The organism is Rhodopirellula sp. UBA1907 (genome assembly GCF_002337565.1).
Classification (GTDB): Bacteria; Planctomycetota; Planctomycetia; order Pirellulales; family Pirellulaceae; genus Rhodopirellula; species Rhodopirellula europaea.
In genome coordinates this window covers 1-25,197 of record NZ_DDGH01000109.1, presented here as the reverse complement: position 1 = coordinate 25,197, position 25,197 = coordinate 1, and the positions used below count along the sequence as shown (strand labels likewise).

At 54.4% G+C, this 25,197-nt stretch carries 22 protein-coding genes and 1 tRNA gene; 9 read left to right on the top strand and 14 right to left on the bottom strand.

Going from position 1 to position 25,197, the window contains the following annotated elements:
* The first annotated feature begins 32 nt into the window (after positions 1-32).
* From B2R17_RS27605 to cydB, 6 genes are all read left to right on the top strand, one after another.
* A complete protein-coding gene (locus B2R17_RS27605; RefSeq protein WP_286766530.1) occupies positions 33-1,139 on the top strand; it encodes a 6-bladed beta-propeller in 1,107 nt (368 codons plus the stop codon).
* A 70-nt stretch (positions 1,140-1,209) separates the two neighbouring features.
* Positions 1,210-4,434 (top strand): DUF1553 domain-containing protein, encoded by a 3,225-nt coding sequence (locus tag B2R17_RS27600; protein ID WP_339886579.1) that lies wholly within the window; start codon positions 1,210-1,212, stop codon positions 4,432-4,434.
* A gap of 199 nt (positions 4,435-4,633) precedes the next feature.
* The gene (locus tag B2R17_RS27595) at positions 4,634-6,067 is read left to right on the top strand and encodes a DUF1501 domain-containing protein (RefSeq protein WP_286766528.1); all 1,434 of its coding nucleotides are present in this window, start codon (positions 4,634-4,636) and stop codon (positions 6,065-6,067) included.
* Between the two features lie 168 nt (positions 6,068-6,235).
* Positions 6,236-7,381: an FAD-dependent oxidoreductase gene (locus B2R17_RS27590; protein WP_286766527.1), complete on the top strand. Its 1,146-nt coding sequence runs from the start codon at positions 6,236-6,238 to the stop codon at positions 7,379-7,381.
* A gap of 37 nt (positions 7,382-7,418) precedes the next feature.
* Positions 7,419-8,894: a cytochrome ubiquinol oxidase subunit I gene (locus B2R17_RS27585; RefSeq protein WP_339886585.1), complete on the top strand. Its 1,476-nt coding sequence runs from the start codon at positions 7,419-7,421 to the stop codon at positions 8,892-8,894.
* Positions 8,891-9,919, top strand: coding sequence for a cytochrome d ubiquinol oxidase subunit II (cydB, locus tag B2R17_RS27580; RefSeq protein ID WP_286766525.1), 1,029 nt, complete (start codon positions 8,891-8,893; stop codon positions 9,917-9,919). The genes B2R17_RS27585 and cydB overlap by 4 nt, the downstream gene beginning before the upstream one ends.
* Before the next feature lie 23 nt (positions 9,920-9,942).
* Here cydB and B2R17_RS27575 read toward each other — a convergent pair whose 3' ends face one another.
* Entirely contained in the window at positions 9,943-12,597 is a 2,655-nt protein-coding gene (locus B2R17_RS27575; RefSeq protein ID WP_286766524.1) for a flagellin hook IN motif-containing protein, read from the bottom strand.
* 486 nt (positions 12,598-13,083) lie between these two features.
* Between B2R17_RS27575 and B2R17_RS27570 the strand changes: the two genes are divergently transcribed.
* A complete protein-coding gene (locus B2R17_RS27570; protein WP_286766523.1) occupies positions 13,084-13,557 on the top strand; it encodes a hypothetical protein in 474 nt (157 codons plus the stop codon).
* 181 nt (positions 13,558-13,738) lie between these two features.
* Positions 13,739-14,305 carry a DJ-1/PfpI family protein gene (locus B2R17_RS27565; protein ID WP_286766522.1) on the top strand — a complete coding sequence of 189 codons (567 nt, stop codon included), beginning with the start codon at positions 13,739-13,741 and terminating at the stop codon, positions 14,303-14,305.
* Positions 14,306-14,455: 150 nt separating this feature from the next.
* Here the strand turns inward: B2R17_RS27565 and B2R17_RS27560 are convergent, their stop codons facing one another.
* Genes B2R17_RS27560 through B2R17_RS27550 form a run of 3 tightly spaced genes read right to left on the bottom strand, consistent with a single transcriptional unit; the run spans position 14,456 to position 16,908 of the window.
* The gene (locus B2R17_RS27560; protein ID WP_011122525.1) at positions 14,456-15,478 is read right to left on the bottom strand and encodes a hypothetical protein; all 1,023 of its coding nucleotides are present in this window, start codon (positions 15,476-15,478) and stop codon (positions 14,456-14,458) included.
* Positions 15,475-16,011 carry a hypothetical protein gene (locus tag B2R17_RS27555; RefSeq protein ID WP_286766521.1) on the bottom strand — a complete coding sequence of 179 codons (537 nt, stop codon included), beginning with the start codon at positions 16,009-16,011 and terminating at the stop codon, positions 15,475-15,477. Before B2R17_RS27555 ends, B2R17_RS27560 begins: the two co-directional genes overlap by 4 nt.
* Before the next feature lie 12 nt (positions 16,012-16,023).
* Positions 16,024-16,908, bottom strand: a complete 885-nt coding sequence (locus B2R17_RS27550; RefSeq protein ID WP_286766563.1) for a DUF1573 domain-containing protein — start codon at positions 16,906-16,908, stop codon at positions 16,024-16,026.
* Positions 16,909-16,996: 88 nt separating this feature from the next.
* Here B2R17_RS27550 and B2R17_RS27545 point away from each other — a divergent pair, with 88 nt between their 5' ends.
* Positions 16,997-17,236 carry a hypothetical protein gene (locus tag B2R17_RS27545; RefSeq protein WP_286766520.1) on the top strand — a complete coding sequence of 80 codons (240 nt, stop codon included), beginning with the start codon at positions 16,997-16,999 and terminating at the stop codon, positions 17,234-17,236.
* Between the two features lie 121 nt (positions 17,237-17,357).
* Here the strand turns inward: B2R17_RS27545 and B2R17_RS27540 are convergent, their stop codons facing one another.
* From B2R17_RS27540 to B2R17_RS27495, 10 genes are all read right to left on the bottom strand, one after another.
* Positions 17,358-19,076 carry an endo-1,4-beta-xylanase gene (locus tag B2R17_RS27540; RefSeq protein WP_286766519.1) on the bottom strand — a complete coding sequence of 573 codons (1,719 nt, stop codon included), beginning with the start codon at positions 19,074-19,076 and terminating at the stop codon, positions 17,358-17,360.
* 105 nt (positions 19,077-19,181) lie between these two features.
* Positions 19,182-20,198: a DUF6268 family outer membrane beta-barrel protein gene (locus B2R17_RS27535; protein WP_286766518.1), complete on the bottom strand. Its 1,017-nt coding sequence runs from the start codon at positions 20,196-20,198 to the stop codon at positions 19,182-19,184.
* 25 nt (positions 20,199-20,223) lie between these two features.
* A tRNA-Leu gene (locus B2R17_RS27530) sits at positions 20,224-20,305 on the bottom strand.
* 147 nt (positions 20,306-20,452) lie between these two features.
* Positions 20,453-20,986, bottom strand: a complete 534-nt coding sequence (gene rplI / locus B2R17_RS27525; RefSeq protein WP_007324822.1) for a 50S ribosomal protein L9 — start codon at positions 20,984-20,986, stop codon at positions 20,453-20,455.
* 78 nt (positions 20,987-21,064) lie between these two features.
* Positions 21,065-21,568, bottom strand: a complete 504-nt coding sequence (locus tag B2R17_RS27520; RefSeq protein ID WP_008654676.1) for a single-stranded DNA-binding protein — start codon at positions 21,566-21,568, stop codon at positions 21,065-21,067.
* Between the two features lie 34 nt (positions 21,569-21,602).
* Positions 21,603-22,025: a 30S ribosomal protein S6 gene (gene rpsF, locus B2R17_RS27515; RefSeq protein ID WP_008654678.1), complete on the bottom strand. Its 423-nt coding sequence runs from the start codon at positions 22,023-22,025 to the stop codon at positions 21,603-21,605.
* A 41-nt stretch (positions 22,026-22,066) separates the two neighbouring features.
* Positions 22,067-22,639 carry an aminoacyl-tRNA hydrolase gene (gene pth / locus B2R17_RS27510; protein ID WP_008669448.1) on the bottom strand — a complete coding sequence of 191 codons (573 nt, stop codon included), beginning with the start codon at positions 22,637-22,639 and terminating at the stop codon, positions 22,067-22,069.
* Entirely contained in the window at positions 22,636-23,253 is a 618-nt protein-coding gene (locus B2R17_RS27505; protein WP_286766517.1) for a 50S ribosomal protein L25, read from the bottom strand. Before B2R17_RS27505 ends, pth begins: the two co-directional genes overlap by 4 nt.
* 198 nt (positions 23,254-23,451) lie before the next feature.
* On the bottom strand, positions 23,452-24,435 hold the full coding sequence (locus B2R17_RS27500; protein WP_286766516.1) for a pyruvate kinase: 984 nt from the start codon (positions 24,433-24,435) through the stop codon (positions 23,452-23,454).
* Positions 24,436-24,453: 18 nt separating this feature from the next.
* The coding region (locus B2R17_RS27495; protein ID WP_286766515.1) for an AAA family ATPase at positions 24,454-25,197 on the bottom strand (744 nt) is incomplete at its 5' end.

Sequence of the window (25,197 nt, the reverse complement as noted above, 5' to 3'; positions counted from 1 at the left end):
CGCATCCCATCGCTCCTGCTGGATCTTGAATCTTGACCCAGACACCCCGCCGCAACTTCTTGCAAAAATCCGCCGTCACCGCTCTCGCCGCGACCGCTGCCACTCGCACGTTGACCGCAGCTCCGCCCAAGGATGAGCCCGAGATCATCGGGCACGGCGATTATCGCTATCGCGTGATTCGCGATTGGGCCCAAATCAGCGCGCTCCGAACGCCGCTTCTCAACTGTCACGAAATGGTGCAAGACAAAAGCGGTCGGCTGTTCATGATCGGCGACCACACCGACAACAACATCCTCGTCTTTGACAAATCCGGCAAACTGCTGGATGCCTGGGGAACCATCTTCCCCGGCGGTCATGGCCTCAGCTTGATGGACGAAGGTGACGAAGAATTCCTGTTGATCACCGATGGCGGATGGACGCTTGATCGCAACGGCAAATCGATCCGCAACAACGGCCGCGTGACCAAGATGTCGTTGGACGGCCGCATCTTGTTTGACATCGGGCACCCACAAACCATGGGCATCTACAACGCCGGCGATCCGTTTTGCCCAACCGAAACCACGGTCGGTCCCAATGGCGACATCTATGTGGCTGATGGCTACGGCAAAGACTATGTGATCCAGTACAACAGCAACGGCGAATACATTCGCCACTGGGGTGGGCACAACAACGAAGACCCCAACATGAATCTGAAGAACGCCCACGGAGTCGCACTCGACACCCGCGACCCGAATCAACCTTTAATCGTCTGCACCTCACGCAGTGAATGTTGCTTCAAGTACTTCACGCTGGACGGCCAGTACGTGAAGACGGTTTCGCTGCCGAACATGCGAGTCTGTCGCCCGGTCATCGACGACCAAAACTTGTACGCGGGAGTCTGCTGGTCTCAACCACGTTCGGGAGGATCGCCTTGGGCGGGACACACGGGATTCATGACCATCATGGAAGGCGACCAAGTCGTTTCCAACCCAGGTGGTTCCGAACCCGAGTATGTCGATGGCGTGCTTCAAAAGTCCTACCAACTGGAAAGCCAGCCGATCATGCACGGACACGATGTTTGCGTCGACGAAGACAAGAACCTGTACGTGTGCCAGTGGAACGCCAACCACACGCCGCCGATCAAACTCGAACGCATTTAGTCCGCGTCGGAGTCTGCCCGCCCGGACCGCCCTGCACCCCAGCAACCTTCCCCACAGCTGCTAGTTCAATATGTTCGTTTCGATTCGTTCTTTCCTACCTCTGCTTCTCGTTTGGCCGACGGTGAGTTGCACCGTTGCCTTCGCGGCCGACGACATTGATTTCAACCGTGACATCCGCCCGATTCTTTCGGACCGTTGCTACTTCTGCCACGGTCCCGATGAAGCCACTCGGGAAGCGGACCTGCGTTTGGATATCCGCGAAGACGCGGCGTACGTTTTGGAATCGGACGAACTGCTGGATCGTGTTCAAAGCGATGATCCAGACCTCGTGATGCCACCGCCGCACGCGAATTTGGAATTGACCGCAGAACAGAAGGACCTGCTGAAACGTTGGATCGAAGAGGGATCTCCTTACGCAGCCCATTGGTCCTTCGAGAAACTACCTCGAACGGTGGAAGTACCGCAGGTCAAACAGACTGAATGGCCCAAGCAAACCATTGACCAATTTGTATTGGCGAAGATCGAAGCGGCCGGGCAACAACCCAACGTGGAAGCGGATCCATTGCGATGGTTGCGACGAGTCACCTTGGACCTGACCGGATTGCCACCGTCAGCGGAAACGATCCGGAACTTCGAGCAAGCCGTCCAAACCGATCGCGAAAAAGCGTACACCGATGCGGTCGATCAACTTCTGCAATCATCTGCGTTCGGCGAACACATGTCGATCGCTTGGCTCGACGTCGCTCGCTACGCGGATTCTTATGGCTACCAAAGCGACAAACTCAACACGCAGTGGCCCTACCGTGACTGGGTCGTTCGTGCCCTGAATCAGAACCTTCCTTACGACAATTTCTTGACCTGGCAAATCGCCGGCGACTTATTGGAAGAACCCACGCAAGACCAGCGACTGGCGACCGCGTTCAATCGCATCCATCGTCTGAACAACGAAGGCGGCGCGGTCTTTAAAGAGTGGCGAGTCGAAAACGCGGCCGATCGCGTTCACACTTTCAGCACCGCGGTGATGGGACTGACGTTGGAATGTGCCCGCTGCCACGATCACAAGTACGACCCGATCACCGCTCGTGAATTCTATTCACTCTCGGCGTTCTTCAATTCGATCGACGAAAGCGGCGTTTACGACCGCACCGAGAAAGTCCCGTGCCCGTCGATGCTGCTTCCCACCGAAGAAGAATCCGCTGCACTTGAGCTGGCTCGCACCAAATTGGTCACATCCGAACGCCAATACGAAACCGTTCGTGCGGATGCCAAGAAGCGTTTTCATGCCAGCGACGCGGCATCCATCACCGCCGACGACATTCCCGACCTGCGACTCGCGTTGGCGTTTGATCAAGGTTTCGACAACGCCGTCAAACCCATTTATCACCCATCCGAGTCCGATCGATCTTGGGCGAAGATGTGTGACTTGGTGCCCGTCGAAGACTGTGAGATCGCTCGTCTGAACCCCACGCTTGCCGATGACGAGAAAGCCCGCTCGGCTGCCAAAGACAATTCCAAAGAAGCGACATCAGATCAACCGGATACCCCGACCAAACGGATGGCATTGAAACTGGATGGCGAGCGCGGTGTGACCACGCATGACATCGAACCGCTTGATCGCTGGACGCCCTTCACCGTCGTTGTCACGCTCAACGATCCCGAACGATCGCCCGAACGCAGCCTGATCGTCCATCACACTCGCGGAACGGACTGCGGCTACAACGGATACGACCTGACGATCCAAGACGGCCACCTCGAATCACGCATGGCTCGGGTTTGGCCTGGAAATGCCATCAGCGTTCGCACGGTAAAACCAATCCCAGCCAACCAATGGAATCAAGTCGCGGCAACCTATGACGGATCGTCCCAGGCATCAGGGCTGAAGCTTTTCCTCAACGGTCGCGAACTGAAAACGGTGACACTGCGTGACGAGCTGAAGAAATCATGCAACGTCGTGGTGGATCACGGTGGTGAATTCGTGATCGGCCAACGCTTCCGAGCCCGCGGGTTCGCCGGCGGCTTGATCGACGACGTCCGACTTTACGAACGCAACCTGACTTCGCTTGAACTGCAAGTTTTGGCGACGGGTGAAGCTCGGCCCGCTGACGCAGCAACGTTTGCGTCCGCGCTGGATCAAGACGCTCGCGACGCGTTTGCTCAGCTTCGCCAGGCTCGACACGAATTCGTGATGGCCGAAGAAATCATCCAAGAAATCCCGATCATGCGTGAGCTGGATGAACCTCGCGAAACGCACCTGCTGCTCCGCGGGGAATACGATGCCGAGACCGACGAAACCACACGGGTCGAACGAACGGTTTTGAAAGCCATCCCGATTCCATTCCCTGAGGACGCTCCGAAGGATCGCTTGGGGTTGGCTCAATGGATTACGCATCCCGAGCACCCGCTGACCGCTCGCGTTGCTGTCAACCGACTGTGGGGCAACTTCTTCGCCGATCCGTTGGTCCGCACGCCCGAGAACTTTGGTTTGCAAGGAGACCTGCCAACTCATCCCAAGCTTCTCGATTGGTTGGCTCGCGATTTTGTTGATCACGATTGGGACATCCAACGCCTGTGCCGCAACATCGTGCTCTCCGCGACCTATCGTCAAGATTCTCGCTGCACGCAGGAACAGTTCAACAGCGACCCGACCAATCGATTGCTTGCCCGCGGCCCGTCCTATCGACTCGCGGCCGAACAAATTCGCGACCTCGCCTTGGCCGCTTCCGGATTGCTGAACCCAGAAATGGGCGGACCTCCGGTGTCGCCTTATCAACCGGGCCAAGACCTTTGGCGAGAATCCAACGGGATGTCGCCACCGTATCAGCAATCGGTTGGCAAATCGCTGTACCGCCGGTCGCTGTATTCCGTTTGGAAACGCACCGCTCCGCTTCCCAACATGATGGTCTTCGACGCATCGTCGCGTGAAGTCTGCACGGTCAAACGATCGCGAACCAACACGCCATTGCAAGCACTCGTGCTGCTCAACGATGAACAATTCATCGAAGCCGCTCGGGTACTAGCGACCACATTGATGAGCAACGAAGCACCCGAACAGCGAATCGAGAACGCTTTCTTGCAATTGTCAGGACGACGTCCCGATGCAACCGAACTGGAAGAACTCGTCACGCTCTATCAACAAGAGCAAACGTTTTTCGAGAAAGACATCGAGGCAGCCAAAAGCTACCTGTCGATCGGTGAACGCGAATTACCCAGCGACGTTTCCCTCGCCGAACTCGCTGCCACGACCTCACTGTGCCAAGTCATCCTGAACTTGGACGCGACGATTTGGAAACGCTAGCCGATTGTTGATTTAGTCGCATACCGAATGGCAACAACTAGCCGATGGGCGTTAGCCCCGGTTGGCGTCTGACCAACCGCCGCTAACGCGGTGCGGCTCATTCAATCAACGGCCCGCTAGGGCCGCCCTTCCCCAAATCGTTTTATCGAACTTCCAAGCCACCACCTGTCTCGCCATCTTTCATGCGAGGGAACCCATCATGACTCCTGATTTCTCACTGCAATCCAAACGCCGTGTCTTCCTCAAACAAGCCACCTCCACCGTCGGTGCCGCCGCACTCGCGCACTTGCTCGGACGAGACATGGCCTCGGCTGCGACACCCACTGCCGATCTTGGCGGGATGCACTTTGCTCCCAAAGCAAAACGGATCATCTACTTGTTTCAATCCGGCGGCCCCGCCCAGCAAGACTTGTTCGATCACAAGCCGATGCTCGAACGAATGCACGGACGCGAATTGCCCCCCGAGGTTCGTGGCGAGCAACGCTTGACCGGCATGTCGGTGAACCAAAGCTCGCTGCCGGTCGCGGCTTCCAAGTTCAAGTTTGCTCAACATGGTCAATCCGGTGCTTGGTTGAGTGAACTGCTGCCGTATCACCGCGACATCGTTGACGATGTGTGCTTCATCAAATCGATGCACACCGAAGCGATCAACCATGACCCCGCGATCACGTTCTTTCAAACCGGGTCGCAGATCGCTGGCCGGCCATCGCTCGGTTCGTGGATTTCCTACGGGCTGGGCAGCGAAAACGATGACCTTCCCGCCTTCGTGGTGTTGGTCACCAAAGGCCAAGGCGGCCAACCGCTCTACTCACGTTTGTGGGGCAACGGATTTTTGGATTCCAAGTATCAAGGTGTCCAGTTCCGAGGCGGTGAAGATCCCGTGTTGTATTTGTCCAACCCAGACGGAATTTCTCGTGATCATCGCCGTCAACAACTCGACTCGATCAACCGCTTGAACTCGCACCAGTATCAACGCGAATTTGACCCGGAGATCCAATCGCGGATCGCTCAGTACGAAATGGCGTTCAAGATGCAAACCAGCGTGCCTGACGCCACGGATTTCTCGGACGAACCGGAGTCGACATTCGAGTTATACGGTGAAGACGCCAAGCAACCGGGGACCTTCGCCGCCAACTGCTTGTTAGCTCGTCGATTGGCTCAGCGCGACGTTCGGTTCATTCAGCTCTACCATCAAGGATGGGACCAGCACTCCAACCTGCCCAAGGGAATCACTGGCCAAGCCAAGGAAACCGACCAAGCGTCCGCCGCACTGGTGAAGGACCTCAAGCGTCTGGGAATGCTGGATGACACCTTGGTCATCTGGGGTGGTGAATTTGGACGCACGTCGTACTCACAAGGCACGTTGACCCCAGGCAACTATGGCCGCGATCACCACCCGCGTTGCTTCACGACCTGGATGGCCGGCGGCGGAATTCGGCCCGGAATGAGTTACGGAACGACGGACGAGTTCAGCTACAACGTGGCAGAAAATGGCGTCCACGTGCACGACTTCAACGCGACCATTTTGAATCTGATGGGCATCGATCACGAGCGACTGACCTACAAGTACCAAGGCCGCCGGTTCCGACTGACTGATGTGCACGGCCACGTCGTTCGCGACATTCTGGCGTGATCTTTCAACCGAGTATCGCTTTGCATCTGGTATCCGAAGCGACGTTCCACCGCGTGTGACGCTTCGCCACAGCTTTTCGCGTGCGTCCGTTCGGCAATAATGCATAGGCATCGTTTCGGCTGGGACATACCGTCCCGCTCGATGTTTTCGCGTGTTGAATGCAAGAACATGAACTCGGTTCGCAAGCCGCCGAATCAAAAAACGATTGTGTTGCTCGGCATCGGACACACCAATGCCCACGTGCTGAAACAATGGGTTGATCATCCAATCGATCGCTGCGACTTGGTTTGCATCAGCCCGTTTCCCATCGCAACGTATTCTGGCATGTTGCCCGGCACCCTCGGTGAACAATTCACCGAAGAGGAAATGCAAATCGACTTGCGAGTGATGGCTGATCGAGCCGGGGCGACATTGATCGTCGCCAAAGCAACATTCATCGATCTGGATTCGAACCAAATTTGCTTCTCCGACCACGTCCCGGTGCCATTCGATGTGTTATCGATCGGAATTGGATCGATGCCGGCCGGTTGGAACGAACACGAATCATCGTTGATCGTTCCAACTAAACCGATGCAAACGTTCTTGCGGCGACTGTCCGAACGAATCGACTGCGCGAGTGATCCAAAGGTCATCAATAAACGGGTTGCCATCGTGGGTGGTGGCGTGGCCAGCGTCGAAATCTTGCTGTGCCTGCACGAACATCTCCGCAAACAAGGCCGACTCGATCAGGTGCAATTGCATCTGTTCTCTCGCAGCCCATCCGTTGGCGATGAGCTGAATGCGAGAAGCCAAGAAACCATTCTGCGGTTGTTGGCGGAGCGAAACATTGAAACCCACTTCAAATCAACCGTCACCCAAGTTAGCGATGAATCACTCACCACAAACAATGGCAAGACGATTCCGTTCGAAGCGGTCGTTTGGGCGACCGGTGCGGCCCCACCAATCATTCTTCATCAGACCCGTCTCGACACCGATGACCGAGGCTTCATTGCCACATCAGACACACTGCAATCGTTGTCGCACCAACATGTTTTTGCCGTTGGAGACGCGGGAACAGTCATTCGTTCCCCTGCCCCGAAAGCCGGCGTGACCGCGGTGCGTCAAAGTCCCATTCTGTGGCACAATCTTCGAGCGTTCATTGAAAATGCTCCGATGAAGAAGTTTCGTTCACGGAAAACGTTTCTCAAAATCTTGAATACCGGTGATGGAAAAGGCCTGCTCGACTACGGATGGTTTTCATTTCATGCGAAATGGTGTTGGACGCTGAAGACTTGGATTGATCGCCGATTCATACGCCAATTTCCTTCGCCGTGATGAACTCACCATGACATCAACCCACGGACACTTCGCCATGATGGACGTTGAGATTCTCAGCCGGTTGCAGTTTGCAGGAACGATCATGTTCCACTACCTGTTTCCGCCGTTGTCGATTGGTCTGGGCCTGCAACTATTCCTATGCGAACTGGCGTACTACCGCACTCGCAATCCGGCATGGGAAGCGGCCGCCCGGTTTTGGACACGAATCTTTGCCGTCAATTTCGCGATGGGTGTGTCGACGGGTATCGTCATGGAGTTTGAGTTCGGCACCAACTGGGCCGCCTACTCTCGGTTTGTCGGAGACGTATTCGGATCCGCACTGGCCGCCGAAGGAATCTTTGCGTTCTTTTTGGAAAGCGGGTTTTTGGCGGTGCTGGTGTTTGGGTGGGATCGAGTCGGTCCGACCATGCACTTGTTCAGCACGTTGATGGTGTTTCTCGGATCGATGTTCAGTGCGGTTTGGATCGTCGTCGCCAACAGTTGGCAACAGACGCCGGCCGGCTATCACATCGTTTGGCATGACGTGCAAGGCGAGTCCATGCCCAGGGCTGAAGTCACCGATTTCTGGGCAATGGTTTTCAACCCTTCCTCGGTTGATCGCCTGACTCATACGTTGATCGGAGCATTCGTTCTGGGGGCTTTCTTCGTCGCTTCGGTTTGTTCGTACTACTTGCTCAAGGGACGACACGAAGAGATTGCGCGTCGCTGTTTGTCGATCGCATTGCCCACATCGTTGCTGTTCACGCTTCTGGCCGGAGCCACCGGTCATGACTCGGCTCAGAAGCTCGTCGAAACTCAGCCGGCAAAACTGGCCGCGATGGAGGCCCACTTCGAAACGACGGATCAGCCCACGGGACTTTACCTTTTCGGATGGCCTGATGCCGAAGAAGAAAAGGTTCACTTTGGCGTTCGAGTTCCCTATCTGCTGAGTCTGATGGTTCACAACGACCCAATGGAACCTGTGCCTGGAATGGACCAAATCCCTTCCGATGAACGACCACCGGTTTGGTTGCCGTTTCAAACATTTCACCTGATGGTTGGACTGGGAACCATGATGATTGGAGTTTCGTCACTCGCCTGCTGGTTCTGGTTTCGCGGCACTCTGCTACAACGCCGTTGGTTGCTGTGGACAATCGTGTTCATGCCCATCGCTGCCATGACCGCGAATCAGGCTGGCTGGATCACCGCCGAAGTTGGCCGACAACCTTGGATCGTCTATCCGTCGATCCAAGACGGCGTGGAAATGATCGGCCTGAGAACAGCCGATGGCCTGAGCGAATCGGTCACCGCCGAGCAAGTCCTCAGCTCCATCATCTTGTTCGGGATCATCTACTCGATGCTCTTCGCCGTGTGGGTGTTTGTCTTGAATCACAAAATCCAGCATGGCCCGGAAAGCATTGATGCATTGTTAGAACACAAGCGACGCACGCATCCAAATTCGATGTCGGAGCAATTCCAACGGACCGGCAAATCGCACGGCGGGGATTTTCTCGAGGAGGACTCGGAATGAGCTACGAAACCGTCACGTTCATATGGTTTGTTTTATTGGGCGTTTTGCTATGCGGCTACACGATTCTGGATGGATTTGACTTGGGCGTTGGAATCCTTCACCCGTTCATCGCGAAAACGGATGAGGAGCGTCGACTGGTGATGAACTCCATCGGCCCGCTGTGGGACGGAAATGAGGTTTGGCTGGTCACATTTGGCGGGGCTCTCTTCGCTGCTTTCCCCGTCGCCTACGCAACCGTGTTCAGTAGTTTCTATCTCGCGTTCTACTTGCTGCTGACTTGTTTGATTGGCCGTGCCGTCAGCCTTGAGTTTCGTTCGAAAGTTCACTCGCCCACTTGGAGACGACTTTGGGACTTTGGTTTCTTTTTGTCGTCAACCTGCGCTGCGTTGCTGCTCGGCATCGCCGGTGGAAACATCATGCAGGGAATGGAACTCGGCCCCATGTACCACTACGAAGGCAGCTTGTTCAGCCAATTGACTTGGTACCCCTTGCTGGTGGGCACGCTGACCGTTTCACTGTTTGCACTGCACGGTGCGATCTTCTTGTATTTAAAAACAGAACAAAAATTGCAGCAGCGCGTGAGAGCAGCCATCACACCCTTGTTCTACGTATTCGCCGGGATGTATTCGCTCGTCACTTTCGCGACGTGGTGGCACGTGCCGCATGCGACCGAGAACATTGCCAACTATCCCATTCTATGGGTCGTTCCGATTCTTAACGCGTTGGCGGTATTGAACATCCCGCGCGCGATGCACCTTGGTAAGCCTGCCTATGCATTCTTCTCATCGGCGATGGTGATCCTGGCTTTGGCCTCGCTCTTTAGCGTCGGGATCTTTCCCAACTTCATGCTTTCGACGATCGACCCGTCCTACAGCATCACGCTCGAAAACGCGAGAAGCAGCGAGGGCACACTGAACATTATGTTGATCATCGCGGGAATCGGGATGCCGTGTGTTCTCAGCTACACCGTGATCATCTATTGGATCTTCCGAGGAAAGGTGCGGTTGGAATCCAATAGCTATTGAGAACAACGACGGTGCGACATCAATCAGGCACTTTGGTCGAACAGCAATCCGTTGAGTGAACGCCCTTGCCGGGAGGAAACTCCGAACATCGATTGCAAATTGGCCAAAGCGTCTTTCGTCACGTTGTAAGCATCCAGCGCGTCCACGTTTTCGCTGTCGTACTTTCCACCCGATGCCAATTGAAACAGATCCGCCAGCGCGGTCTGGGTTGCTTCCAATGTTGTGCCAGTCAACGCCTCCATCTGGGAACTGCGATAGGATTCCGATGCGGACCCATTCGCCGTGATCGTGAAGTTTTCGAAACTGCCGCGAAAACCTTCTGCGAGTTGAAAACCGATCCTCACGCCATCCTGTTCGAATTCATACCGTCCGTTGACCTTGGTCACTTCTTGCCCGTTGATCGCGAATTGTTCGCGAGTCGCTGATGAGCGGTAGGTACTTGGACTCCCAGTGCGACGCTGCAGGGTGACCTCGGAATCGATTTCAAATGCGTCCAGAGCTCCTACAAAACCGTCGACAAACTCCAAATCGATCGAACTCTCGCCGAGGGACACCTCGAACGTGTTGGTGGATGAAGTGTAGGTTTGGCCGTTGATGGTTGCTTGGCCGTCTTGTCCATAGGCGTTGCCATTTCCATCTCCTCCTGAGACAGAAAACTCATCTTCATCGGATCGCAACGTGATGGGGTCAATCGCACCAAGGAATCCAGTTTCGACATCGAATGTCATGACAGCGGAATCGATGGTGACATCAAACTCATCGCCATCAGCAACGAACGATTGACCGTTGAAAGTGGCCTCTGCATCCACGCCGTAAGCCGTCCCGGTTTCATCACCTCCGGAAAGGTCAAAACTTCCGTCTGATGTGGTCACTTCAATCGAGTCGAATGTGCCAGTGAATCCGGACTGCACGTCAAAGGAATACGACCCGAGTGAATCGGCATAGTCCACATGGTTCCCATCGGCCACGACGGATTCACCATTGATGGTCAATTGGGCATCCGTGCCAGCGGCGTTCCCGTTTCCATCCCCGCCATCGGTGTCGAAGGAGCCCGAAACAACGTCTACTTCGACAATACCATCCGAGCCCTCACCTTGGCTTTCCAGCGTCAGCCTACTGCCAGACAGCGTCGCCACCACGCCCGTGTCACCCGTTCGGTCGTTGATGTCGTCGCGAAGAGAACTGAGCGATTGAAAGGCGTCAACATCGATTTCGGCCGTACCCAGTTCACCCGTCAGATTGAACGTTGCACTACCACTGACTGAGCCCAAGAAACCGTCGTAGGTCAGCTGGCCTTTGGTTGCCGTTTGGTCGACGGTTCCGCTCAAAGTGTTGGTCGACCGGGGCTCGGACGAATTCACCGTGAACCCTTGAATCTGCCCCGCGTTGACGCCTTCGACATCGACATATTGAGTGATGTCATCCAACGTCACCTGAATGCTTTCGGACGATCCAATCGTTTGACCGCTGAACTGAAGCGTGTCGCCGTCCACGGTGGCAACCACACCCGTGGACTCTGTTTCCGCATTGATTCGATCACGCACATCTGTCAGCGATTCACCTTGGACAATGGCAATTTGTTCGCTACCCAGGCTGCCCGAAAGTGTGAACAAGGCGGTGTCGGCTACGTTGCCGCCACTGCCCTGGTATTGCAACTTCGCAGTGTCCGCAGCGGTGGTGACAGTGCCGGATAATTCGACCACGGCTCCATCCGCGATGCTTTGCAAATCGAAACGTGGAATCTGCGCCGCATTCACCCCTTCAACCGTCGGACGAAACTGTCGAACGACGTTGGACAATCGCACTTCCGCATCGTCACCTCTCATTTGGGATACAAGCCGAAGCTCATTCCCGTTGACTTCCGCCTTGACGCCAGTGAATGCCGAAACGTTATTGATTTTCTCAGCAAATGAAAGCAACGATTCACCACGAGTAGTTTCCACATTCGCGGTGCCAAGATCTCCGCTCAGATCAAAGCTTGCCGACCCGGTGACCAATCCACTGGCATTGCCTTGGTAAGTCAGCCGAGCAACGGCAGCCACAGAATCGACTTGTCCTTGGACCGTTTCAGATACGCCTTCGGGCAATCGACTTAAATCAACACGATCGATCTGTGACGCGTTGACTCCAAACAATTGATTGTCGCCATAGTTTCGTCCCACTCGAACGGGACGCACGGTCGCTTCCAGCGATTGAGAAGTCCGCGAAGTCAAACGTAATTTCCCATCCAGCTCGATCGCCTTGACGCCAACGTTCTTCGAATTGATTTGCTGAGCCATGCCCGCAATGGAACGCCCGGGTTGAAACTGGATCCGACGCTCCGAGTCGCCGATCTTCAGGTCGAGTGAACCGCCGCCCTGCAGACGTCCGGCATCGGTGATCAAAACCTTCGCATTGCCGGCTTGTTGCGTAATCCCACCGGAAAATCGTGCCGATCCATTGGGCGGCAACGACAAGATTTCTAGGTCTTTGATCTGACTGGAATCGAGGCCGCGAACAACGGAATTCTCGGATCCGCCTAACGTCAATGATTGCCCGAGGAGCTCACTGATCTCAGTCAGTGCGGTGTCGATGCTGCCCTGAAGATTTGTGAAAGAACTTCCGGCTCGAGCGGCATCCAACAGCTTTTCACCGATGCCAGCAACCAGTGAGTTGATCCGGTCAGACGTGGTGTCCACGCGACGCAGAAGTGTTTCGGGTTCGGACTGACTGGGCGCACGGGCGCTCAGTTGAAAGTTCTCGACGAGGAGAGACCGACTAGCGAAACTCGTTGATGTACTGGAGCTGATTGTCATCGTAGGGGTACTTGGATTGGAACAGCAAACTGCCCATGTCTCCTAAGAAGGAACCCCCCGGCTCCAAAACTGGCCTCTCGTGAGCCAGCACCTGAACTCTAGGTCAAGAATGGACCTGAAGCGGCGAGAACATGCGATATTTTCCACTCGGCGGCTTCAAAAGGCATTAAGAGCGAGCGTTTTCGGTGAGCTAGTTGGTTCCCTTCGCACCGATCGGGAGCACGTGAAGGACGTCAGCTAAACGCAGCCGGTCTCGCTCAAATGAAGATTTGACGAGCTTCAAGGCGGATCGAACATTGGAACTGGACAGAACGTCCCCCCCGCCGTCCACTACCGCGATTCCTTCATTCTCGTCTGGAGCGAGCTGTTTTGAACGTTCAGTTTCTCATCCAATTGATCGGATTGCCGCTCACGTTGGTCCTCAGCATTCTGTCGGCCGCGTTGTTCATCGTGGCATTGATACTGGTGGTACGTTTCAAGAACCCACAAGTGCTCGCTGCATTTCAACCTTTGACTTGGTTGCCGGTTGCTGCGGGAATCATCTCGACGTTCATCGAGTTGCTTTCTGCCATTGGATTGCAGCTGAGCGACAACGACGCGATCGCTGGTAGCTCAGGCTTGTTGTTTCAGATGACGCTGGTTCCGTTGCTGGCATCATTGGTAGCGACCATGCCCGGTCTGCTGACCACAGTCTTTGGTCGCTACCTACTGGCATGGAAAAACAGCGGACTCCGTTGGACAAAGCCCAAGGCCTCATCATCCACGACGCAGGAAGTCGATCCAGATGAATGGGTCTCTCGTGAAGCGGATGACTACTTGGAAAAGCTCGTTCGCCCTCGCTGATCGAGCGCGACAGCCGTGGCGCAGCATCACCTCATTCGGCAGCTACCATTCTGGTGAAAACTCGTTGCCTGATACGCGACCATTCCGCGACAAGGTAAAGTGATGGTCTTAGAAATCGGCGTGTGCGAGGCGAACTGATTGCCACGCGACGATTTTCGCGACTGTACCACGGGAATCCGTCATGGAAAAAGTGTTGATTGTTGTCGGTGATGCCACCGAGTTGCTGGACACGATGTATCCGTACTACCGGCTGCAAGAAGCTGGCTTCGAACCGGTCGTCATTGCACCCGAAAAACGGCTCTACCAGCTCGTCTTGCACGAAATCAAACCGGGATGGACGATCACCAAGGAATGGGAAGGCTACACGCTGGATTGCGATGTTCCCTTCGCGGATGTGAAGGAAGAAGACTACGCCGGCATCTTCTTCTCCGGCGGCAGAGCACCCGAGTACATCCGCTACGACGAGGACTTGGTGCGGATCACCCAACACTTCTTTGACACCAACAAACCCATCGCCAGCGTTTGCCACGGAGTCGAGATCCCCGCCTACGCCGATCGAGTTCGCGGACGCCGAATGGCGACCGTTGCGAAGTGCCAGTTTGACTTAGAAGTTTGCGGCGGGATCTTCGTCGATGAACCCTGCGTGATCGATGGCAACCTCGTCAGCGGACGGACCTACCGCGACAACGGCTTCTATATCGCGCCATGGATCAAGCAACTCGAAGCCGCTCGCGATTCCAAAGGCTAAGCAGTCGCGGGTGACTTACCGTCAGGAAATCGCTTCATACTCAGTCGACGAAGGCAACCACAACAAAGCGAAAGACTCTTCACCTCCGTCTAAGCCGGTGAGATGTGCGAACTTCGGTCAACTGATACCAGACGCCATATTGACGCCACCTCATTCCGGGTCGCTGGGTTCTGTCTGTTTCGATTTCTTGAACAATCCCCTCATGGCTGACAACTCGGCCATTCTTGCCTTGTGATCGTAGCAGTCACGCTCAAACAGCTCACAAAAATACCGACGCCAATCGTCGTCCTCGTAAGCTGGAAGCTGATTTGGGGCCTCGTCGCCAACCTTCCATTCAACATCAACGATTAAATCCTGTTTGACCGTGCCTGCGCAGTCCTGCGTGAAAGATTCGAAAGAGGTCGGCAACCAATGCTTTGCCTTTTGCTGCCATTTGGTACGGGTGTAGTTTGAAATCATCACCTTCCCATCTTCCATTGAATTAAAAACCACCTCGCTCGGCATCATTCCTTTATCACTGCTAAATCGAACATCGATCCAAACGTCAAATCCATTGCCACCAAGTTCAAAGCGAGCCAACAGATCCCCGGTTTTTTTTTCGTAACTTGCTTCCCCTAGTTTCGCAACTTCCAAGAACAACCTGGTTAAATACTGCTCAGATGTTCTGTTCATCTGGATCGCGGTGACATCGGACAATGCTCTGTGAAACGGATTGCGAAAGTGTAAGTTCTGTTTTGCTTTTTCCTTAATTTCACCTTTCCGTACAATGGGACCGACCCCAACACGTAGCGTTGTTATATGATCCGGATTTCGCAAGTACTGCGCCCAAAACGGATTGTTTTCGGGGCCACGACTAGACTTCTGTCCCTGAGACCAATACTGCCACGAGTCCACTTCGTTCGCAGCAAAGATGTATTGCACTTTCAAGACAAGCGGTAATTCAAAATCGTCCCCTGTTGTCGTTTGTTCAACAGATACCCAAGCTGCAAAGTCCTTTTGAATCTCACTTCCATGTTCAAGATAACTGACGAGCGCATTGACCACAGCATCTTCGTTTGGAATTGCCACTGAAGACGGACCATCAGCTATCGTTACTCGTGGCCACAAAACAACAAAAAGACTGACGAAAGAAATTCTCATTGTGTGCTGCCAGCATTTGACTACGTGAATCATTCATAGCCTCCATCACCAGCACTACCGGCTTCGTCTTCATCCATGGTCCCATCGCCGCCAGTATCGTCCTGCTCCAGATCAATGTTTTCGCACGGCCACTCATAGTCGAGTTCTTCGATGACCACCTCCCCGTCGAATAACCAGGTCCCTGGGACACATTGCTTGACTACCGCACCCATTGTTCCGACCAAAAACAACTGCTTGCACGTACAGCTATAGACCGTGAAACACGTGAAATCACCCCGTTCAATACGTCCGTAACCGTCCTCTCCATCATTCTCGATGAGTTCCTCGCCGAGCCAAGGAACCATGGTTTCTTCGTCTTCTTCAGGGAATGGCCATTGTACATAGATACGATTGGAGCCATTCGCACCCTTTGGACAAACACCGTCACACGCAACGTCGCCGCAAGGATCTCTTTGAGGCGGAGACGGGCACAGCTTGTCCCCGTTGTAATAAAAGCAATCTTGGCCGGTCACCACTGATTGGAAGAACACCACAAATAAGACGGCGACGCTTCTAGGTTTTAACATCGTAACAAACTTTCACTGATCATTTGACTGAGGGATCAACAGGATGAGCTTTCCATCTATCTTGTCGTTTAACGACAAGCTTAAGACCGACCTGGAGGCTAGGAGGTTTTTGAAACTTGCCTCAAGTTTGTAGGTAAGTTTCGTTAAAAGCGGGCTAACTGCCCGATAGGAAACTAGCTCGAGAGTGCCTCCCTGAACACTCGATGAAATCGGAGCGAGTTTTTGAATCGTCGTGTTTCGAGCGTCGTCTTCAGTTATTTTTGCACTGCTACTACGGAGATAGATACTAAACTCACGCAAGCCTTCACCTTCAGCTGTAACAATTCTTGGTAGTCTCACAGCCCGTTTGGCGTCCAGGACTTTTATCGACAATTTGTGTTCTATCTCTCCCGAATACAATATTCCCTGCAACAGTCCGCCGTCGTTCTCGGTTGCCTCGGCAACCAATTTCTTGTTGAGCATGAATGTTAGACGATTCGCGCTTCGTTCTGTTATCGAAATTCCACCTGACTGAGTTTTCTCAAAAGCAAGTCGAACCGTTTCATCAAACATCTGTCCAGAATTGTTTTCCAAATAGCATTCGTAGTCTTCTGTTTCGCGTTCGTGAACCTCAATTACTTCGGGATGCAGACGAAATCTGGGCTTAGCCACTCCCCTGAGAATCACCTTCTTCTTTGATCCATTGGCGAGCGTCAGCACGATGTCGACGCCAAAGTTACCTGGTTTTCGTCCGTGCAATTCAAATGACACAAGGGTTGTTTCATTTGAATGCAGCTTCAGTGTTCCAATACTTCTCGAAAAGCAACCGCAGCTAGTTTTTATAGAATCTACAATTACGGTAGTCTCGGGCGAGTTTACAAATGGTATCTCTACGCTGCATGTCTCGTTCGCGAGTATCGTGTCTGTTGGTGTGGTCTTTACCTAGCCAGTACTTAGTAAAGTTGACACATCTACGTTCGAGAATAAAATATTTTTTGAGATCTCAGTGGAAGAATTTTCCGCTGCTTCGATCCCGGGAAAGGGACAGCACATTGAAATGAAGTACGCAAGTGATACGAAGATCAAATGGTGGTCGCTTTGCGTTGACGTCAATCCGGAACGTATCATCTTCTCCCTTGACCTTCCCGTGGGTGCTTCTTACCAGCCTGTCGGTGGGTCCAACGTAACGAACGAAGACCTGGGACGCCAGTTTTTCATTCTTTTTTTCGGGAGTTTTCCAGAGTAGGTGATTAGGCGAACCTCGTTGACCCTGGAGTCACATTTGTTTTGATGCGTACAGTCAAGATCTTCTCCCACTCGTTGCTTTCATTCTGCCGGTTTGACTCGGCAGAATGGTTCCTTGCAACTCATTGGCCGATGCGGTGGAAGTACCAGACCTGGCTGGACCAATCCGCCGGTGGATGCAATCGAACCTCAGGGCCAGGCACATTGTCGCCGGCGGTGTTCTGGCCCTGAGCCTCGCGGGTCAGAACGCCGTCTTCGGGTGCCCATCCGTTGACCAATCGAAAGCCACCGTTGCCGGCCGGAATGAAAAACCATTGCTGGCTCGTCCAAGCTTCATTGAGCGTCTGCATTTCGACGGTACCGCCAGGCAGAATTTGATCGGGATCTTCATTGGAGGCAGGCTGCCGAGTCAGATAGTCCGCCCCATCGCCCCACAGGTTGCGAATGCGATAAGCACTCGCATCAATCCGCTCCAGTTCCCACTTCAAGCTGGACCACGTCTCGGACTGATCGTCCAAGCGTTCCACATAAACCCCTGACCCCGGAACGAACTGACCATCCAAATTGGGTTGCCCAAAGCGGGCCAAGTAGGACGTTTGCCAATCCCAACCACTCGTCACTCGATAGGTGTCGAAAGGTCGATTCAGCAGCACCGCCTGCATCTGCAGGTATGCCAACTTCGGCGCAATCGGAACCACACCATCCCCTCCTGAAATCGGTGTTGCGAACATTGACGTTCCCGGCGGCACTACCGTATCTGAAAATCCTGGTCGCCGGTCAGCCAAGGTCAACGTGAAGTCCGTGTCCTGCAACCACGAGGTCTCATCGGTGTAGTCCCACATCAAGAATGACTTGCACGCAGGTTGTTCCAATGCGATCTGCAACAGGTTTGAAAAGACGCGAGCTTGTCGCTGAAGCTGTTCCTGCGACGGCGGACTGCCCGCTGGATCCTGCGTTTGAACCGCCGCCACGTCACACTCGGTGATGAAGACTTGAAAACCCTCGTTGGCAAACCGTTGAAAGTTTTCGCGAATGCTGTCGTAGTTGGGTTCGTAGCGAAGGTCGAGCCAGTGGTTTTGGAAACCAACTCCGTCGATGGGAACACCTTGGTCTCGCAGTCGCTTGCACAACGCCAGCAAACGATCCGATTTGTCGTTCACCGTTTCGGCGGAGTACTCGTTGAGAATCAGCAACGCGTTTGGATCGGCTTCGTGAGCCCACTGAAACGCTTTCGCGATGTAGTCTGGCCCCATCGCCGCGTACTCTTTGTAGGGCACATAGTTTTCACCTGTACCAAGCCCCATCCGAAGTCCATCGGAATCCATCACATCGCCGTTGTCGCCAATGACTTCGTTGACAACGTCCCACACCCAAACACCGCCGGACACACTGCCCGCCATCGTCGATGTGTACTGCTGAAGCACCTGCTCGACGTCTTCGTTCGGCAAGTTCTGAAACCAAGGCAGTCGAACATTCTCAGTCGGATAGACCAGCACGTGAGCGTGCACCTGCATGCCATTCTGAACGGCCCAAGCAACGTTCTGTGTGAGCCCCGACGTGTCGATCGGCTGGTTGGGGTCGGCCCAAGGACCAAACGGCATGAACGCCTTTGCCGTCACCGCATTGAACTCCGATCGAGCCAGATCAAGGACCGGGGTGTTGAGCGACTCGGTGTCGTACCCGCCCATCACTCCGCCAATGGCGAAGTTGGGTGGAGCCAACTCTTTCAAACGATCGCCAGGAAATCCATCTTGTGCCGACGCCTGCCGATGGATCCCCGCTGATAGCGAAAACAGAACCAAGCACGAAGCGAAGGACGACAGACTTTTTGAAGAGAACATGATGCGACGGCCACTGGAATCATCGGAAAAAGGAGATCCACTGGACCTCGCCTTCGCACAGATTGTAGACCGAGCCGATCAGGAATTCTCGGAATTCACCAACGCTCAAAATTTCCAGCTGGCTTCGACGAACACGGCATCGTGCAAATCAAATTCGATCGCTTGCCGCTCATACTCAATCGACCGGTTGAAGACGTAACCGACCTCCACTCCCCAGCCACGATTGCCCGTCACGAGCGTTTCGTAGCCGCCGAAGACCCGAAGGCCATTCACGGTCAATTCATCGCTTTGACCGTCTCTGACGCCGCCTTCACGGGTCACCGCCCACGTGTTGCCACCGATTGAACCGCCGACAAATACCCAGCCCTCCGCCTGGCCCGGATCGACCCACAATCGTCGATTGATTTGCGGACGAGGCATCATCAAATCGATCTTCCATTCCGGCGTGGGAGTCCAGCTCAAACCAAACGCCGGCAACACGCCCAGGTCGCTGCGATCGAAGTAGACGGCGCCCAAAGACAGACTGAGATCGTCGCGGCACTGCCAATTGACCAGCCCCAAGCCAAATAAACGAAACGCATTGTCGCTCGTAGTGAAGTCACTCCGCACCGATGGTGTTGCAATGACAATGGTTGAGACTCGCTCATTCCACTTCTTGCGATGGAACAACGTGACACCGGTGCTGTAGAGCGTCTCAGGGGCATCGATGCCTGACAAACCGCTGAAATGATCCGCCCGAAAGAATGGACGCACTCCGAGCAAGTTGTCGAGGCTTCCCAGAGGAATACCAGTGCTCAGCCGGACTTCCCAGAACGTTTCATCAAGCCCACCCGTGGTTCCTGGACCGACGGAGGCATCACTGCCATCCGTGAGGAACCCGCCCAACAATTCGCCGCCTTGGAACACGCCACGACGAAAGTTCTCAAGCTCGATTTCAGGCTGATTACCAGCCAGCCATTGATTGGGAGGGTACTGCAATGCCGGAGGATGCGAAGGCAACACTTGCGTCACCGGCGTTTGGCTGATTGCGGTTCCATCGGTGAACCACAACAAGAAACCACCCAAAACAAACGATCGCACGCAATACACCATGCGAGATCGATACCGTGTGGCCTCATCCATGAGGTTTCACTCGTTCAGATGGAAATAGGGCTGACAGGAATCGAACCTGCACTCCCGAAGGAACTAGATCCTAAATCTAGCGCGTCTGCCAGTTCCGCCACAGCCCCGTGGCAACCAGACTCAGGGCCTGATCGTGTCTCATTGCATTCCGTGCAACCGTTCGACATCAGAGTCGAACATCGGTGCACGGTTGCGTCTATCTCTTCTGCCGTTTTGCGTCGCTGATTGCAACGCCAAAAATGTCGCAGTCCAAATCAGCTGGCGCCTGGTTCGCCGCCTTCTGCCGCAACCGTTGGCACGACCCAAACCTTCAGGCTGGCATCGACTTCGCTGTGCAGGTGAATCTTCACCGTGTACAGACCCAACTCTTTCAAAGGACCTTCCAAACGGATTTGGTCCTGAGCCAAGGTGATGCCACTGGCCTTGAGAGCGTCGACGATCTCGTGAGGTCCAACGCTGCCGTACAAGTGACCTTCGTCGTTGGCGTTGGCTTCGATCGTGATCGACTGCTTGGCCAATTCGTCGGCTTGTTCGCGGTAGCTTTTCAGCTTTTCCAATTCGATCGCACGCAATTTTTCGCGGTGCTTCTCGACCATCCGTTTGTGGTGGTCGGTTGCGATCGTTGCCAAACCTTGTGGCAACAAGTAGTTCAACGCGTAACCGGGTTTGACTTCGACCAAGTCGCCTTGGCGTCCGAGGTGTTCAACGTTGTGGATCAACAGCAGTTCGATACCGCCATTCTGGCCTTTTGGAAGCCGCTTGAAGTGGCTAGTCGCTGATTTTGACATGGTTCAGGGTCGAAGGATAAAGGGTTCTGATTCGGGATGATCGGAGGTGATCGAAAACGTCACTTGGCGGGTTGGATGCTAGAACGGGATGTCCGGTTCGTCGTAACCAGGGCCGTCTCCGGTCGGTTGTGAATCATGCGAGGAAGGAGTATTGGAATTGACGTAATTGGAACGTTGCGATTCGGCAGGAGCCCCACCGGAATTCGGTCGCGAAGCAGCGGGTCTTCCGCCTCCACCACCGCCACCGGAATCACCTCGGCCGCCGATCATTTGCATGCGTTCGCCGATCACTTTGACCTTGGAGCGCTTCTGACCGTCTTTTTCCCACGTGTCCTGTTTCAGACGGCCTTCGACGAAGATCGGTGAACCTTTGGAAAGGTATTCACTGGCAACTTCTGCGGTGCGTCCAAACAGCGTGATCTCGAAGAACGAAACATCTTCAACCCACTGTCCATCGGACGCCTTGCGTTTTTCGTTGACTGCGATCGAAAACTCCGCGACGGCCATTCCGCTGGGCAAGTAACGCAGTTCGATGTCGCGGGTCAAATTACCCATCAACATCACGCGGTTAAAACTTGCCATGGTTGTGTCCTCCCGGAATTCGAGTCAATCGCGATTAAGCATCGGCGGTTTCAGCAACCGCTTCGCCAGTGCTTTCGGTCGACTCATCGTCGGAACCTTCCGCACCAGCTGGTCCGGTGAAGTGTTCACCACGAGCGTTGGCGAGGATTGGCTCGACCAAGCGTGGATCCAACTTGATGGTCAGTTCACGAATGACGGGCTCAGCCAATGCGAAAGCGCGAGCCAATTGAGTCAAGTTCGGGCCTTCCATGCTGAAATAGATCAGGTAGTAGGTGCCCTTCTGGTGCTTGTCGATTGGATAAGCAAGCTTTTGCTCCATCCACATCCGACTGACTTGCACTTCACCACCGTTCTCGGCGATCAGCTCTTCGAGCTGCTTGGCGACGCCACCGGGATCGCGTGCGTAGTGATTGCTATCGAGGATGAACAGCGTTTCGTAAGTGTTGACTTTTGCCACGGGAAAGATCGCGGGAGGTGCGGGTACGGGAAAAAAATTGACTAAGTGCCGCTGGCGGCATTGTAACGGTTCATGGCTTCCGTCACTCCGTTGGCCACCCAGCAAGCGGTGGCGTCACAGGAATGCACGATGGCATGTTCCATTTCTTCTAGTTCGGTTTTGTCAAACTTGCCCAAAACATAATCAGACACCTGCCATTTCGCTGGCGGACGTCCGATTCCGATCTTTAGTCTCGCCCATTGTTCGCTGCCGAGGTGACGAATGATGTCGACCAGGCCTTTTTGACCACCAGCGGAACCAGATCGTCGCAATCGAACGCGACCGGTTTCGAGGTTCAAGTCATCACAAATGACGAGGATGTCTTCCGGGGAAAGTTTGTAAAAATCCATTGCCTTGCGGACACTTTGCCCACTGGCGTTCATGTATGTGTGCGGGCAAAGCACCAAAACCTTTTCGTTTTCGATGCGACACTCGCTGATCTCTCCCTCAAATTTGGTCGTCGGGGGAGAACCGACATACCGACGCACGAGGGCGTCGGCGACCATGAATCCAATGTTGTGGCGGGTTTGGTCGTATTTGCGACCAGGGTTACCCAAGCCGACGACTAACTTCACTCTTCTGCTTCGCCGGAGCCTTTGCTGATCACCTCAGGTTCCGCCAAGGAGTCACCAGCTTCGGCGATTTCTTCGTCGCGTTGAGCTTCGATGTGCGCGACAACAACGTCGCTATCAGTGATCAGTTCCACGCCTTCAGGAAGCGTCAGATCACCGGCAGTTTTGTGCTCGCCAACACCCAACTCGGAGACTTCCAGAACCAAGTGGTCAGGAATCGATCCGGCTGAGCAACGAATTTCGACTTCGTGAACGTTTTCCAGCAACATCCCGCCTTCGCGAACACCAACAGCTTCGCCGTGGTGCACGATTGGCACGCCCAATTCGACCTTTTCCTTCAGATTGACCCGAATCAGGTCCATGTGCAGGACTTCGATACCCAATGGATCCCACTGCATGTCGCTGACCAGGGCGGTCTCATCGACATCGCCGGACAATTGGACAGTCTTGCTGTGGTGACGAAGCAGGCCTTTGACTTGTGCCGAAGGAACAGCCAAGTGTTCGTTGGCTTCGCCGTGACCGTACAGGACGGCAGGAACATGACCGTCGCGACGCAAACGGCGAGTGGCGGCCGTGCCGGTGGATTCACGTTTGGTGACTTGAATGACGTCCGTCATAACGGGGACCGACCTGGGCAATGAAAGTGGATATGGAAGGGGAAAACCGCTTTGAAATCGTGTTCGCAGCCATCATCGTTGAATCAAAAACGGCACTTTGAGAAGTGCGATTCCGAACACGGGGCGCGGGATTCCTGGCGGAGCAATTTTTCGAAGCACGGCAGTATGCCGATTTCCGGCCTGCCTGCAAGGCCAAAACTACCTGTTTTGCGTCTCCGATCCAGTCGCACTGGCAATCGCATCGTTGATCGCTTCCAGCATTCCACCCAGCGACGCATTGTCAAACGTTCGATTTCCCAAATGCTCTCGCAAAGCGGGAGTCCAGGAAACCTGCGTCTTGCCAGGCAATCGCTGCAGTGCAAAAGCCCGGTCACTGGGTATCGTCCAGGAGATTTCGTCGCCATCGACATGAATGGCCCGATCCTCGACGGTATCAGCCGGAATCAGATGAATCGGCATTGCGGACTCGATCGCCCACTGTTTTGCACCCGGAGGAGTGATTTCTTCGTTCAACAACCAAACCGCCGTCGCCGTTCGCCCAGTCGTCGGGTGCGTCCATATCAAATGCCGCATCCGGCGATCGACATGTTGACCATTGATCGCCATCACCGCAGTGACATCGAAAACGATCAACGACGTGGTCTGGATCACCACAATCGGCGGATCCATCATCGCTTCGTTCTTGGCCAACACGCGAGTGGCGATCATCCCCAGATCAGCACCGAGCGACTCCGCTTCCTCTGACGTGACGATCGTCGGACGCTTGCCAATCTTGTAGGAATGCCCCAGCCCGACTTCGCGAAGCTGGTACTTGCCGTCCTGCTGAACAACCGTGGCCATGATCGCCAATCCAAACAAGCTGCTGTTTTGGCGAACCACTTCGATCACGTCATCGACATCACCATGGGTCAGCTTGGGCGTGCCCAGAAACAACAACTGATTGAATCGATCGCGTGGCATCGATTGAGCGACCAAGCCGGCCGGCAACCGAACAACACCCGAATCCACGCCCCACGCCGCTTTGGCAATTGGCGGTTGCGCAGACGCGGAATTTGAACCAGTGATCGAGGCCAGGACCAACGTCCCGGCAATCAGGGCACACCAAACGGCAAACGCCAAGCCAACCTGAAACAGGCGGGCTTGGCGATGCGAGTCAGACTTCAACGAATGGATTCGTATCATCAGATGATTCAAAGGTGCCTAGGCACTCTTGGTCGTTGGCATTTTGAACAAGTCTTGCTTGCCGGTCACGATCGCTTCGTCAATCGTGTAAACCTTGCCGGCTTCTTGTTCCGGCAGGTCATACATGATGTCCAGCATCACGTCTTCCATGATGCCTCGCAAACCACGAGCCCCGACGCCCTTGTCGACCGCTTTCTTCGCGATCGCATGCAAGGCTTCTTCGGTGAACTCAAGTTCGCAATTTTCCATCGCGAACAACGCTTGGTACTGCTTGACCAGCGAGTTCTTTGGTTCGGTCAGAACTTGAATCAGACCTTCCAAGTCAAGCGGCTGCAGGTAACTGATGACCGGCATCCGACCAACGAGCTCAGGAATCAAACCGAACTTCAGGATGTCCTCGGTTTGGACTTGAGCGACCAATTCGCCCGGAGTTTGCTCGTTGCGGACGTTGGCACCTTCGCCAAATCCGAGCGTGCGATGGCCGAGACGACGGCGAATGATCTCTTCAATTCCGACGAACGTTCCGCCGCAGATGAACAGGATGTTGCTCGTGTCCAGCTGGATGTACTGTTGCTCGGGATGCTTGCGTCCGCCTTGCGGTGGAACGTTGGCAACGGTGCCTTCCAGCATTTTCAACAAGCTTTGCTGAACGCCTTCGCCCGAAACGTCACGAGTGATCGAGACATTGCCGTTCGTGCTGCCGATCTTGTCCACTTCGTCGATGTACAAAATCCCACGCTGAGCGGCTTCGACATCGAAGTC